This window comes from Nocardia sp. NBC_01327 (genome assembly GCF_035958815.1).
Taxonomy (GTDB): domain Bacteria; phylum Actinomycetota; class Actinomycetes; order Mycobacteriales; family Mycobacteriaceae; genus Nocardia.
The window spans coordinates 4496940-4510190 of the sequence record NZ_CP108383.1 but is presented as its reverse complement, the minus strand read 5'-3'; the positions used below and the strand labels follow the sequence as shown (position 1 = coordinate 4510190).

The window sequence follows — 13251 nt, the reverse complement described above, 5'->3', positions numbered from 1 at the left end:
GCTGTTTCCCGGCCGAGTTATGGTGGCAGGCAACGGTTTCGCGCCGTCGCCGGTAACGCGGTCCAGCCGGATCGCTTCGCTCGTCGCTAGTGCGGGACGTCCGCACCGGTCCTTGATCGGTGGGGACGTCCCGCACACCCCGTTTCGGAGGAGTCCATGCCCAAGGTCAGTGACGACCACCTCGCCGCTCGTCGCAGCCAGATCCTCGACGGAGCACGCAGCTGCTTCGCCGAATACGGCTACGAGGGCGCCACCGTGCGTCGCCTGGAAGAAACCACGGGTCTGTCGCGGGGCGCCATCTTCCACCACTTCCGTGACAAGGACGCGCTGTTCCTGGCGCTCGCGCACGAGGACGCGGCCCGCATGGCCGAAGTGGCCGCGAACCAGGGTCTGGTCCAGGTCATGCGCGATATGCTCGCGCGCCCCGAGGATTTCGATTGGCTCGGAACACGTTTGGAGATCGCCCGCCGCCTGCGCAACGATCCCGAATTCCGCGCCAACTGGGAGGAACGCTCCGAGGAGCTCACCGCCGCCACCGTGGCGCGCCTGGAACGCCGCAAAGCCGAGGGCGCACTACGTGACGACGTCCCCACCACCGTCCTGCTCGGCTACCTCGACCTGATCCTCGACGGCCTCATCGCCCGCATCGCCTCCGGGCACGCCAACGACAATCTCTCCGCAGTGCTCGATCTCGTGGAAGCCTCTGTGCGCCGCAAGAATTGAGCGCCTATTCCCGTTCGAGGTCCGCGAGCAGGAGCCGGGTGATCCGGTCGAGGTCTTTGCGGTCCTTCTCGGAAAGCACTGCGAGGATGCGGGTTTCGTTCTCGACGTGTTCGGTGATCACCAGATCGATGAGTTGCAGGCCGCGGTCGGTCAGGGCCACCCGTACCGCGCGCCGGTCGCCCGCGTCCGCGATGCGCCGCACCAGTCCGGCCTGTTCGAGCCGGTCCAGGCGGCCGGTCATGCCGGCTCGCGAGAGCATGAGCGTATCGGCGAGCACGGAGGGGTTGAGCTCATAGGGCTCCCCCGAACGCCGCAGTGCCGCAACCACATCGAACTCCCCGCGCTGCAATCCGTGTGCGGCGAACACCGATTCGATCTGCCGCCCGGCCACCAGTGAGAGCCGGCCCAGCCGGCCGATGATGGCCATGGCCTCCAGATCCAGATCCGGCCGCTCACGATGCCACTGCGCCTCGATGACATCCACCGCATCAACCTTCTTCGCACCCATGGACAACATTCTATTCGCTCCTATATAGTTCGATAGCGAACTATAACTCATCGAACTATCTGGAGCCGGTCATGACCACCACTTCCCGCCAGGTCGCCATCTGCCAGCCGAACGACGCCGAGACCTTCGGCAATGACAACGTCACCATGCGCCTGCTCATCGACTCCGCCGACACCGGCGGTTCGGTCAGCACCCTCGAGGTGACCATGAAGGCGGGCGCCGACGGCGCCACCCCGCACTTCCACACCAAATCCGATGAGCTCTTCTACATCGCCGAGGGCGAACTCCAACTCCTGGCCGGCGACCGCATAGTCACCGTCGCCGCGGGCGGTTCCATCGTGGTCCCCAGACTCATGCCGCACGCCTTCGGCGCCACCCCGGACAGCTCGGCCCGCATCCTGATCGCCCTCATGCCCGGCGTGCAGCGCTTCGAGTACTTCCGCATTCTCGACCGCATCGCCAAGGGCGAATCCACCTTCCAGGACCTGCTCGACTCCCAGGAGGAGTTCGACAACCACTTCATCGACCGCCCCGACTGGTGGGCCGAGCGCAACGCCAACCGCCGCTGAGCATTACGCGCGCCAACCTGCGGCAATACGGCCACATCGATGATTTCCGCAGGTAGCCCGGCAATCGCCGGAATGTGCCGCAGACCACTGAATTTCCGGAATCGTCCGGAAAATGCTGCGGTTGTAGGTTTTATGGTTTTCTCCGTTCCCGTCACCGTTCGCGGCTATGAGCTCGATGTCAACGGCCACCTGAACCAGGCCGTCTATCTGCAGTACGCGGAGCACGCGCGGTGGGAGCTGCTGCGGTCGTGCGGGGTGCAGGAGGACAAGCTGATGGGGTCGGGGATCGGTCCGGTGGTGCTGGAGAACAACATCAAGTACCTGCGCGAGCTGCACATCAGCGATGAGGTGACGGTGAGCTGCGAATTCGTATGGAGCGGCGGCAAGACCTACCGGATGCACCAGGAGATCCGGAAGCTGGACGGGACCCTCTCCGCCGAGGTGAATGCGGTCGGCGGCATTCTGGATCTGAAAGCCCGCAAGCTCGTTTCGGATCCGGCGCAGCGATTGCGTGAGATCTCCGAAACGCCCGAACTGCTCGGGCTCTAGTTCGCGCGGCGTGTAGCGAAAAACTCTCAGGCTGAGGGGTTTCCGCCGCCCCGGCAAGGTTTGCCAGGGCGGCGGAAATCTTTCGTTGCGAACCGAACGAGCGGCCTTGCGGGATATGATTCAGATCGAGCTCGGCCCCGCAGCAAATCCCGAGCAGATCGGAGTTAAGCATGACCGGCGCCCTCCATCACCTCGCGTCTCCCCCTATAGACGCCACTGCGCCACCGCTATCTGGCTACCTCGTAGCATCCACCGATAAGCACATCAGCGTGCGCGTCACAGATGGCATGTGGACGTTCCGGCGGACCGACGTTCTCGATCTGACCGACTGGGAAGTTGCGGCGGCACAGGGAATTTGCGAGGGACGCCCGGTACTGGTGCGGGTACGCAATGGCGCGACAGCCGATTTCACCCAGCGCCGGCGCATCGAACTCACCGAACGCCCGCCGACCCTCCCGCTCGCCTACTCCCCCACCCGCGGTGACGACGAGCTCCGCGAGCTCACCGAGGCCTGGGCCCGCGGCCTGGAACTCACCGCCGGGCCGGGTGTCGGCGGCGCCACCATGACTTGCTGCCAGACCCGGTCGCTCAACGGCAGTGACGACGGCGTGGCCTGCGACAGTCTCGACTGATAGGCCCCGATATGGCCGCCCGTACAACGGGTTCGGTACTCATTGTCACCGAAGCCGACGACCTTCACGGCGATGCACTCGCCGCCACTCTGCGGAAACATCACGGGCTCAGTCCGATTCGGCTCGATATGCGCGACTTCCCGCGTGAGAACGGCACTTTCCGCGTCAGCCGCGACGGCACCTCCCGCAGCCTCTCCCACATTCTGGGGCTCGACGACGCCTCCTCGGTGTGGTGGCGACGGCCGCAACCGTGCCTGGTTCCGGGCAGTGCCCGCGGTGAGGACGACGACTATCGCCAGGCCGAATGCGACGGGTTCCTGCAGGGTCTGCTGTGGTCCATCCCCGCACTGTGGGTCAACGATCCGGGCGCCGATCGCACCGCGAATCGTAAACTCGTACAGTTGGAGACGGCGTATCGCGCCGGTTTCGCGGTGCCGGAAACACTCATCACCAATGATGTGGACGAGGCACGCTCGTTCATCGATTCGCGGCCCGGTCCGGTGGTCTACAAGCGCGCCGGCACCGGCCGCGGGGCCTTCACCGAGACACGCATAGTCACCGCAGCCGATCTCGCGCGGCTGGAGACGATCCGCAACTCCCCCACCATCTTCCAGGACTACATCCACGCCGAATGCGATCTGCGCATCGTGTGGGTGGACGGTATGGAGTGGGTGGTGCGCATCGACTCGCAATCCGGTGTGGGACGGGTCGATTCGCGTCTGGACACGTCGGTGGACTTCACCGCGGACCGCCTGCCCGCCTCGGTGAGCAAGTCGCTGACCACCCTGATGGGCGCGCTGGGACTGGCTTTCGGCGTGCTCGACCTGCGGGTCGGCCTCGACGGCGAGTTCTGGTTCCTGGAGGTGAACCCCCAGGGCCAGTTCGCCTATCTCGAAATCAAGACCGGGCTGCCGATCTTCGAGAGCCTGGCGAATCTGCTGGTCCTCGGTGACGGCACCGTCAACACATGAGCATCGGCACATGAGCTCGGGGGCCGTGCGCGGCTGCACGCCGCTGGAGAATCAGCGCACGATATCGCAAGCGGTCGAACGGTTTTCGCCCCTCGACCGCTTGCCGATGTCGTGATCAGCTACTACTTGCTTTGACCTTTGCTGCCTTGCGGCGGTTGGCACCACCACGGCTGCGGAGTTGCACATGCGACTCCACCAGCACGTTGTGGATGAAGCCGTACGATCGCCCGGTCTCCCGGGCCAGTGAGCGGATACTCGCACCGCTCTCGTACTGCTTCTTGAGCTGGGATTGCAGGCGATCTCGCGACTTTCCCGTCACGCGTGTGCCTTTTCCCAATACGGCTTTACCCTGTGCGGGCCTGTCACTCATGACTTCCTCCGAGTCGCCGTGGGCGCCTCATTCAAGGTTAGAGACTCGGAGGGCGGTGATCAACGAAATCGTGTGATCGGAATCACGCCAGCTGAATGAGTTCCAGATAATCCTGGGACCAGTGGTCCTCGGTGCCGTCCGGAAGCATGATGACGCGCTCGGGATTCAGCGCCTCGGCAGCGCCCGAATCGTGCGTGACCAGCACAACCGCGCCCGCGTAACTGCGCAGTGCGTCGAGGACCTGCTCGCGTGAGATCGGATCGAGGTTGTTCGTAGGCTCATCCAGCAGAAGGACATTCGCGGCGGAGGAGACCAGACCGGCCAGTGCGAGACGGGTCTTCTCACCACCCGACAGCGTGCCGGCGAGCTGATCCAGCTGCGGGCCGGTGAACATGAACGCGCCGAGCAGGCCGCGCAGATCCTGTTCTCCCGCATCGGGGGCCGCGTGCCGGATGTTCTCCCAGACGCTCGCGTGATCGTCGAGGGTGTCGTGCTCCTGCGCGAAATAGCCGACCTGCAAACCGTATCCGGGCACCAGCTCACCGGCGGTGGGCTGTTCGACGCCGGCCAGCATGCGCAGCAGTGTGGTCTTACCCGCGCCGTTGAGGCCCAGCACCACCACTCGGCTGCCCTTGTCGATGGCCAGATCCACGCCCGCGAAGATCTCCAGCGAGCCGTACATCTTGGTCAGGTTCTCGGCCATCAGCGGCGTCTTGCCGCAGGTGGCCGGAGTCGGGAACTTGATGCGCGCCACCTTGTCGGCCACGCGCACCTCATCGGCCTCGTTCAGCATGCGCTCGGCGCGCTTGATCATCTGGTGTGCCGCAGCGGCTTTGGTGGCCTTGGCGCCGAGCTTGGCGGCCTGCTGCTTGAGCGCGGAGGCCTTCTTCTCCGCGTTCGCGCGCTCGCGGCGGCGGCGCTGCTCATCGGTGGCGCGGGCGTCGAGGTACTTCTTCCAGCTCATGTTGTACATATCGGCCTCGGCGCGCACGGCGTCGAGGAACCAGACCTTGTTCACCACATCGGCCAGCAGATCCACATCGTGGGAGATGACGATGAGGCCGCCGTCGTGACCCTGCAGGAACCCGCGCAGCCAGGTGATGGAGTCGGCGTCGAGGTGGTTGGTGGGCTCGTCCAGCAGCAGGGTGGTGTTGGATTTGCCGCCGCTGCCGTCCGAGGCCGCGAACAGGATGCGCGCCAATTCGATACGACGGCGCTGACCACCCGACAGCGTCCGCAGCGGCTGCTGCATCACCCGATCGGGCAGACCGAGGTTGCTGCAGATACGTGCCGCCTCGCTCTCGGCGACATAACCGCCGAGCGAGGAGAACCGGTCCTCGAGCTGACCGTATTTGCGGATCGCCTTGTCCCGTTCGGCCTCATCGACCACTTCGGCCATGAGCACCTGCTGCTTCTCCATATCGCGCAGGATCTTGTCCAGGCCGCGAGCCGAGAGCACCCGGTCCCGCCCGAGCACATCGAGATCACCTTCGCGGGGATCCTGCGGCAGATAGCCGACCTCACCCGAACGGATGATCTTGCCGGCATACGGCTCGCCCTCACCGGCGAGAATGCGCAGCGTGGTGGTCTTACCGGCGCCGTTGCGCCCGACCAGTCCGATCCGGTCACCGGCCTGCACCCGCAGTGCCGAGCCGGGCACTGTCAGCAGGGTGCGGACTCCGGCCCGGACCTCCAGGTCGGTCGCGGTGATCACAAGTGTCTCCTCGTGCGGTGATGTGCTGGCGGATAACTGCTCGATTGTGGGCCGTCACGACACACAAGAAAACCCGATTTTATCTCATGAACGGCATACCAAAAGGTCAGGGGCCGGTACGATGCGTCACCGCAGGCCGTGCTCCTACTTTGCTCCCACTTCGGACGGCTCGAGGTCCTCGAGCGCGTCGGCGTTGTCGACGACCCGATGGATGCACCCGTCCGGTCGATGCAGTTCGGTGTCGCCACCCCTGCGCCCTCCGAATGACCCAACTGCGCGCTAGCACGACGGGCATCCCCGGTCTTGCCCGCGACGTGCGTGGCAACCGTATCCCTAAGGTTGCCGAACGTCACCCATGGGATCGACGTACCCGTGCGTAACCGGAAACGTCACCAGGTTGTGATCGGCTGCGCGGCCGCGACTCTCGCGCAACCTGCGTTCGCAGCGCACGCGCGGGTGATGCACTCGCCGATGAAACCTGCTGTGCGGGAAGTGAACAGCTACGCAAACCTCAGCTCAGCAGTGCGCGCCCGTACCAGTCGTTCGCGTCGGTGACGCCGGGCAGCACGAAGAAGTACCCGCCGCCGAACGGCTGCACGTAGTCGGTCAGCGGCTCGCCGGCCAACCGGGTCTGAATCTGCTCGAACTGGCGCTGCACATCCTGCTGGAAGCAGGTGAAGATGTGCCCGGCGGCCATATTGCCGTTCGAACCCATGCCCAGATCGTAGTTGTAGGAACGCCGAACCAGTTGCTGGCGTACGGTATCGGGGGTGCGCGGGTTGGCCAGGCGGATGTGCGAGGTCAGCGGGATGACCGTGCCTTCGTGATCCCGCTCGTAGTCGGGGGTGTCGAATTCCTGATTGCCGTCCAGCGGCGCACCCGAATCCCGGCGGCGTCCGAACATGTTCTCCTGCTCGTTGATCGAGACCCGGTCCCAGAACTCCACCAGCATGCGGATCAGTCGCACCACCTGATAGGTGCCGTCGCGGGTCCAGGCCGGTTCTGCGGGATCGTCGGTCCAGATCAACGCTTCGGCGTCTCTTCCGGTCGGATTGGCCGTACCGTCCTTGAAGCCCAGCAGGTTCCGGCCGGTGCCCGAGGGGCGCGGCGGCGAGTTGTAGCCCTCGATCTTCCAGCGCAGCTGCAGCGCACCGCGGGTCTGGCGGGTGATGTCACGGATCGCGTGGTGGACGGTGTCGGGGTGATGCGCGCACAACTGCACCATCACATCGCCGTGCATCCACGCGTCCTCCGGCGAATCGTCGGGGAAGATCTTCATGGGCGTCAGATGCGCGGGCTTGAGCTTTGCCAGTCCGAACCGGTCGTCGAACAGGCTCGCACCCACACCGGTGGTCACGGTGAGCCCGTCGGCGGCCGTCTCCGGGCCGATCACGTCGCTGTCGGACGGCGGCTGACCCAGGCCGAGGTCCGGCGGGGTGTTGTCGGCGGTGAGAAAGCGGGCGCGCCCGGTGAGCGTCTTCATCAGCTCGGCCAATTCGGCCTTGTTCGACGCGGTGACATCGAACGATGCGTAGCAGGAGGCGTTCTGCTTATCCGCCGGGCCGGGGGTGAGGATGCCCGCCTGATGGACGCCGTGGAACGGGTAGGACGAGGCAGCCGAGGGCGCGCCCGAGGCCGCGGCCGCGGCGTCCACGCGGGCGCCTTCGGCGACGAGTCCCGCGGTCAGGGCCGTTCCGGCCGCACCGGCGGCGGCACCGGAGAGGAATCTGCGTCGGCTGAGGTTCATCGGAGGCAAGCCTTACGTGTCGAGGATCAGTGGGCGACGGGAACTTCCAGCAGCCGGGGAACCCGGGCCAGAACTTCCAGGGCGCCGCCGAGTGCGGCCTTCACGGACTGCTGTGCGGCATGCGGGGTCTGGGCGGGCGGACGCCACTTGCCGCCGTCCTGCGTGGCCAGCAGCGCACGCTGCAGGGTGTCCAGGCGCGCGGCGATGGTCGCGCGCAGATCCGGCGCCCGCTCATCCAGCAGCGGGCCCAGGCCGTTGATCACGGTGCGGGTGATATCGATATCGGCCATCGTGAGCGGATAGGCGGCGCCGCCACCCAGATCGTCCATGCCCGAAATGTGGTCGCGCAGTGCGTCTTCGAGAATCTCGTGAGCGCGGATCGACAGGTTGGTCGGGTCGCCCGCCAGGTCGGTCGAGCTCAGGTTCTGCTGCACCGTGGCGATATCGGCGCCCAGCTTGTCCAGGACCGGCAGCAGCTGCGCGGCGCCCTGTCCGTGCCACAGGCCGTATTCGAGGCGGTGCAGGCCGGTGAAGCCGGCATCGTTCACCACGTCGGGGAGCCCACCGGGCAGGCCGTCCACGGCGGTGCCCGCCGCACCGAAACTGTTGTAGGAGGCGCCGACCCGCTCCCATTGTTCCTGGGCGGTCAGCCAATTCACCTGCGCCGCGGCGATATTGTTCGCGTGCAGGTCGTTACGAAGGGCAGCGAGAGTTCCGGTGAGCCCGCCGAGCGCCTGCGCGGCGGCGGCCTGGTAGGCGTCGTTTGCGGGCGTGAGGTCGTCCGGGTTGACCGGTTTCACCGCCGCCGGCGCATCTGCGGTACCGCTGACCTGCAGCGTGGCCGAACTCGTCACCGCCTGGCCCGACATCGCGCACTTGATGGTGTAACTGCCGCGGCTCAGCGTCGCGGTCATATCGGCCGTGGTGCCCGCGCCGATCGTCTCGATCTCGCCGACGATCGCGCCATCGGCGTCGACCAGGGTGATCTCCCCCGCCTTGCCGCTGCCGTTCTTGACCGAGAAGGTCTGGCTGCCCGAACGAGCCGAACTCCATTCCGGCGCACACGAATTCGAGCTGATCGAGACCGCCTGGACGGAGCCTGCACTCGCCGAGGGCAGCAGTGCGATGGCCAGGCCGGCGGCCAGCGCCGGTACCAGCACCAGGGCCGCGCCCACCACCGCCAGACGCTTGCCCGCGATCCGCTCGAACCAGTCGCCGGCATGCCCGTGCTCGTCGGCGGGTTCGGGCTTCGGGTCCGCCGGTTGCGGGGCCGTGGCGCCCGCGCGGACGAACATGGTGAGCACCACGACGAGGTAGACCGCCCAGGCCACCACCTGCAGCACGGTCATCTTCGGCTGCAGGGCGGTGACGCCGGTGATGAGCGAGGCCCACCAGGAATTGGCGTCGATATGGGCGCTCAGGTCGAAGGCGATCCACTGCGCACCCGGGATCAGGCCCGCGTTCTGCAGTTCGCCCAGCCCGTAGGCCAACACGCCCGCGGCAATCACGATCAGCAGCAGCGCGGTTCGGCTGAAGAACACACCCAGGTTGAGGCGCACACTCTGGCGGTACAGCAGCCAGCACAGCACGATCGCGGCGATCAGGCCGATCGTCGCGCCGACCAGGGGCGCGAGGGTGGCGCCGGAGGCCCTGACCGCGGTCCACACGAACAGCGTGGTCTCCAGGCCCTCCCGCCCGACCGCCAGGAATGCGGTGACCGCCAGCGCGCCCGCCCCGATGGCCGCGGCCCGGGTCACCTCACCGCGCAGCTGTTTCGACAGGGTCGAGGCGGTGCGGCGCATCCAGAACACCATCCAGGTGACCAGTGCGACCGCCAGCACGCTCAGCACGCCGCCGATGGTCTCCTGCGCCGAACTCGACATCACGCTGGTCGAATAGGTCAGCACGGCAGCGAAACTGGCCGCCACCGACACCGCCCCGAGCAGCCCGAGCCAGACCGGTGTCGCAGACAGCGGACGCTCGGCCGTCGACGCCTTGCGCACGGCTGCCAGCAGGATCGTCACCACGAGACCGGCCTCGAGGCCTTCCCGCAAGCAGATCAGGAGATTCGGTACTGCCTCGGCCCAACTCACTTCGTAAAGGTAAGGCATACCTACTTCTCGGGTCCAGGGCACCCCGCCCGGAAACTTCCTGGCTACATCTCCAGCGAAACTCGGCCCGCCGGCGCGGCACGGCCGACATTTCACCGGATGTTGTCGCCGGGCATGACTTCCGGTTGTCCGGCCTTTCGCAGCGTGGTCCACGGTGAGCCGTGATTCCGATGCACGCCGCCCTGCTGTCCGGGGCGTTTCCTGCCGTACTGCGGTGGTGTGGGGTTGCCGCGCTGGCTTGGCTGCTCCTACACACCGGCAGGCACGAGGGGAATCGACGTGCCCCCGCAATCATCATGTGCGCAATTGCCGCGGTCGCTGCAACCGAACTCGGCGTGCACCTGGTGCGGAAAGTGTGGCGCCTGTTCCCCGACGCGCTCGACCCGCCGATTTTCACCGCGGTCGCGCTGGCGGTGTTCGCGCTCGCCCTCATCGCGACCCTGGCGGCCGGACAGCGCAGCGTGCCCTATCTGATCCGAATCATGGTGGCCGCCATGATCGCCATGGCCGCCGATACCAATGAAATCAATCTCTACTTCGGCGCCTATCCGACGCTGGCCGACGCGCTCGGCGAGGAGACCTCCACCAAGATCCCGTTTCACGCCCTACCCGCCTCCGAAGCGCTGGCACCGGACAGTCATCCGGTGTCCGCGTCGTGGACGCCGACCTCGGCGCTGCCGGATCAGGGCCGCCTGACCTCTGCGCGTATCCCTGCCACACGTTCGGGATTCGCGGCCCGTGATGCCGAGATCTACCTCCCTCCGGCCTATTTCGCCACACCACGGCCTCGGCTGCCGGTGCTGGTCCTGCTCGCGGGTCAACCTGGCGCACCGCAGGATTGGCTCACCGCGGGCGGTCTCGTTCGCACCATGGACTCGTTCGCTGCCACGCACGGCGGCCTCGCCCCGATCACCGTGGTCGCCGACGGGACCGGTGGCCCGTTCGCGAACCCGCTCTGCCTGGACTCCCGCCTCGCCAACGCCGCCACCTACCTCGCCGCGGACGTCCCCGCCTGGATCAGATCCCACCTCACCGTCGACGACCACGCCAGCGCCTGGGCCATCGGCGGACTCTCCTACGGCGGCACCTGCGCGGTGCAGCTGGCCACCAACTACCCCGACGTCTATCCCACCTTCCTGGCGTTCTCCGCCGACCCCGAACCGCGGCTCGGCAGCAGATACGAGACCATCGACCAAGCCTTCGCCGGGAACGAACACGATTACCAGCGAGTCAATCCCACCCGTCTGCTCCAGACCTCCCGATATCCGGGCAGCGCAGGCGCATTCGTCGTCGGAGACCACGATCGTGACGGCCTCAGCGGCGCCCGCACTCTGCTGCAAACCACCCGGGCCGCCGGAATGGACACGCATTACACCGAACTCCCCGGTGGTCACGACTGGCACGTATGGTCTGCGGCTCTGCATCGCGAATTGTCCTGGCTGGCTACGCGTCTCGGCCTGGTGCCCTAGGCGTCAGCGCCGGAAAACGAGCCAGCGCATCGAGGTATACATGAAGAGCGCCTCACCGAGCCCGCCGAGAATCCGCGCGAGGTGGTACTCGAGACCGAGTCCCGCCAGACCGCTGGTCACGCCGAGTATGAAGACCAGATAGTTCACCGCGACCACCGCGATGTAGATGGCGATCTGAGGGCCCACGGCAGCGTGCGAGGCAAAGTTCAAGGTCCGATTGAGCAGGTAGCTCAGCGCGAATGCGGCGATATAGGCGGCAGTGACCGCGATCGGGAGCGGCACACCCAGCCAGCCGTGCAGGGCGGTGAGTATGAGCAGGTCAGCGGTGAACGTACACCCGCTGACCAGTAGGTAGCCCACGAATGTCGGGGCCACGGCACGATCGAGCCCGAACGGCAGCCGCTCGACGACGCGTTCACACAACCGATGAAACGAACGAATCGACCGCGAGCTTGCGGGCCCAGAGACTGTCGCTATTCGCACTCGACCACGCTGCCACCGCCAGGTGGCGCGCAGATGAGCACCCGGCCAATTCCGTCTACACCCCGCGCTGCGCGGCCGCCTCGGCTTTCCGCTCGCTGTGGCTCTCGGGGCGGAGGACGGCGGCCGCCGTTATGGCGATCACGCCGAGGAGGGCCGCAGCCGGAGCGAGGGCCCATGCCCCGCCGACGGCCAGGACGCCGCCGCCGAGCGCGGCGCCGATCGCCGCGGCACAGTAGATCGCAGATCCGTTCAGGCCCATGGCAATCGGTGCGAACGCGGGGACGAGGGCGAACAAGCGGTGTTGCTGAGGCACGATCGCGATCCCCGCGCCCGCGCCGAGACCGAGCATCGAGACCACCGCACCGAATTCGCTCGTACGCGTCAGCGCCAATATCACCGCGAAAACGGTGACAGCGCAGGCACCCAGCACAAGCACGAAGGGCGAACCCCGCCACCGGATCAAGCGCGGAACCGCCGCGGTGCCGAGCACCTGCCCGCATCCGAAACCGAACATCGCCACCACCACGAGCGTGCCGGAGATATGCAGGACGGTCGGCAGATAACTGACGATCAGGAAGGCGGGCACCATCACTGTCGTCGTACCGACCAGAATGCCGCGCACACGGGTATCGGTGAGCACCCGCAGACGGCCGCGCACTCCGAGACTCGGCGCATGTGCGGCGGGCAGCAACGCCACCGCGACGCAGGAGATCGCGGCCAGGACTACCAGGATCCACATCGCACTGCGCCAGCCCCACGCCTGGCCGACCAGGATCCCGAACGGCAGACCCGCCACCAGCGCCAGCGACGCACCGCCCGCGACAACGGCCAGCGACCGCGCACGATGCGCATCATCACTCAGCAGTCCGGCCGTGCTGAACGCGTTCGACTGATACGCCGCCGCACCCAGCGCCGCCACCACGCGCCCACCGGCCACCGTCGGAAAATTCGATCCGGTGGCCTGCAGAACCATGCCCACGATGAACACCGCCATCCCGCCCGCGAGCAGCACCCGGCGGTCCCAATTGCCCGTGAGCGCAGCGATGATCGGCGATCCGACCGCGTACACAATGGCGAACAGCGAGGTCAGCTGACCCGCTGTGCTCACCGATACGTGCAGATCGGCCGACACCTCCGGCAGCAAACCGGAGACGACGTAGCCGTCCACCCCCAGAGTGAAGGTACCGACCGCCAGAATCAGCAGGTCGGCCAGCGACAAGTATTTCTGCCCGGACCGTATGCCCTGCTCCGTCGTCATCCCCATTGCGACCCAGCCACCATGCCCGACAGTCTTCAACCCCGCACCGGCGGGCAGCGGCACTCTCGGAATCTCCTATCGCTCAGGCGATTTCCGCAATCGCCGATCCGGCGGCATCGATGACTCCGCAGATTCACATGCGGGCGG

The 13251-nt window shown here is 66.6% G+C and carries 13 protein-coding genes; 6 read left to right on the top strand and 7 right to left on the bottom strand.

Annotated features, from left to right (window positions below; all coding sequences use genetic code 11):
• Window positions 1-156 precede the first annotated feature (156 nt).
• Window positions 157-723, top strand: coding sequence for a TetR/AcrR family transcriptional regulator (locus OG326_RS20600; protein ID WP_297623882.1), 567 nt, complete (start codon window positions 157-159; stop codon window positions 721-723).
• Between the two features lie 4 nt (window positions 724-727).
• Here OG326_RS20600 and OG326_RS20595 read toward each other — a convergent pair whose 3' ends face one another.
• Complete coding sequence (locus OG326_RS20595; protein ID WP_327146278.1) at window positions 728-1231, bottom strand: MarR family winged helix-turn-helix transcriptional regulator; 504 nt, start codon at window positions 1229-1231, stop codon at window positions 728-730.
• 71 nt (window positions 1232-1302) lie between these two features.
• Here OG326_RS20595 and OG326_RS20590 point away from each other — a divergent pair, with 71 nt between their 5' ends.
• From OG326_RS20590 to OG326_RS20575, 4 genes are all read left to right on the top strand, one after another.
• Window positions 1303-1800: a cupin domain-containing protein gene (locus OG326_RS20590; protein ID WP_442790984.1), complete on the top strand. Its 498-nt coding sequence runs from the start codon at window positions 1303-1305 to the stop codon at window positions 1798-1800.
• Window positions 1801-1932: 132 nt separating this feature from the next.
• Window positions 1933-2349 (top strand): acyl-CoA thioesterase, encoded by a 417-nt coding sequence (locus tag OG326_RS20585; RefSeq protein WP_327146277.1) that lies wholly within the window; start codon window positions 1933-1935, stop codon window positions 2347-2349.
• 269 nt (window positions 2350-2618) lie between these two features.
• Window positions 2619-2981 carry a hypothetical protein gene (locus OG326_RS20580; RefSeq protein WP_327146276.1) on the top strand — a complete coding sequence of 121 codons (363 nt, stop codon included), beginning with the start codon at window positions 2619-2621 and terminating at the stop codon, window positions 2979-2981.
• 11 nt (window positions 2982-2992) lie between these two features.
• Window positions 2993-3952, top strand: a complete 960-nt coding sequence (locus tag OG326_RS20575; protein WP_327146275.1) for a hypothetical protein — start codon at window positions 2993-2995, stop codon at window positions 3950-3952.
• Window positions 3953-4067: 115 nt separating this feature from the next.
• Here the strand turns inward: OG326_RS20575 and OG326_RS20570 are convergent, their stop codons facing one another.
• The 4 genes from OG326_RS20570 to efeU all read right to left on the bottom strand — a co-directional run bounded on the left by OG326_RS20570 (window position 4068) and on the right by efeU (window position 9876).
• The gene (locus OG326_RS20570; protein WP_327146274.1) at window positions 4068-4322 is read right to left on the bottom strand and encodes a helix-turn-helix domain-containing protein; all 255 of its coding nucleotides are present in this window, start codon (window positions 4320-4322) and stop codon (window positions 4068-4070) included.
• 82 nt (window positions 4323-4404) lie between these two features.
• Window positions 4405-6036 carry an ABC-F family ATP-binding cassette domain-containing protein gene (locus OG326_RS20565; protein ID WP_327146273.1) on the bottom strand — a complete coding sequence of 544 codons (1632 nt, stop codon included), beginning with the start codon at window positions 6034-6036 and terminating at the stop codon, window positions 4405-4407.
• Between the two features lie 511 nt (window positions 6037-6547).
• On the bottom strand, window positions 6548-7783 hold the full coding sequence (efeB, locus tag OG326_RS20560) for an iron uptake transporter deferrochelatase/peroxidase subunit (protein ID WP_327146272.1): 1236 nt from the start codon (window positions 7781-7783) through the stop codon (window positions 6548-6550).
• A 26-nt stretch (window positions 7784-7809) separates the two neighbouring features.
• Entirely contained in the window at window positions 7810-9876 is a 2067-nt protein-coding gene (efeU, locus tag OG326_RS20555; protein ID WP_327146271.1) for an iron uptake transporter permease EfeU, read from the bottom strand.
• 188 nt (window positions 9877-10064) lie between these two features.
• On the opposite strand from efeU, the gene OG326_RS20550 reads away from it, so the two are divergent.
• A complete protein-coding gene (locus tag OG326_RS20550) occupies window positions 10065-11363 on the top strand; it encodes an alpha/beta hydrolase (protein ID WP_327146537.1) in 1299 nt (432 codons plus the stop codon).
• Window positions 11364-11366: 3 nt separating this feature from the next.
• On the opposite strand, the gene OG326_RS20545 is transcribed toward OG326_RS20550, so the two are convergent.
• Both OG326_RS20545 and OG326_RS20540 read right to left on the bottom strand, forming a co-directional pair.
• Window positions 11367-11786 carry a GtrA family protein gene (locus tag OG326_RS20545; protein ID WP_327146270.1) on the bottom strand — a complete coding sequence of 140 codons (420 nt, stop codon included), beginning with the start codon at window positions 11784-11786 and terminating at the stop codon, window positions 11367-11369.
• Window positions 11787-11901: 115 nt separating this feature from the next.
• Window positions 11902-13110 (bottom strand): MFS transporter, encoded by a 1209-nt coding sequence (locus tag OG326_RS20540; RefSeq protein WP_327146269.1) that lies wholly within the window; start codon window positions 13108-13110, stop codon window positions 11902-11904.
• Window positions 13111-13251 lie beyond the last annotated feature (141 nt).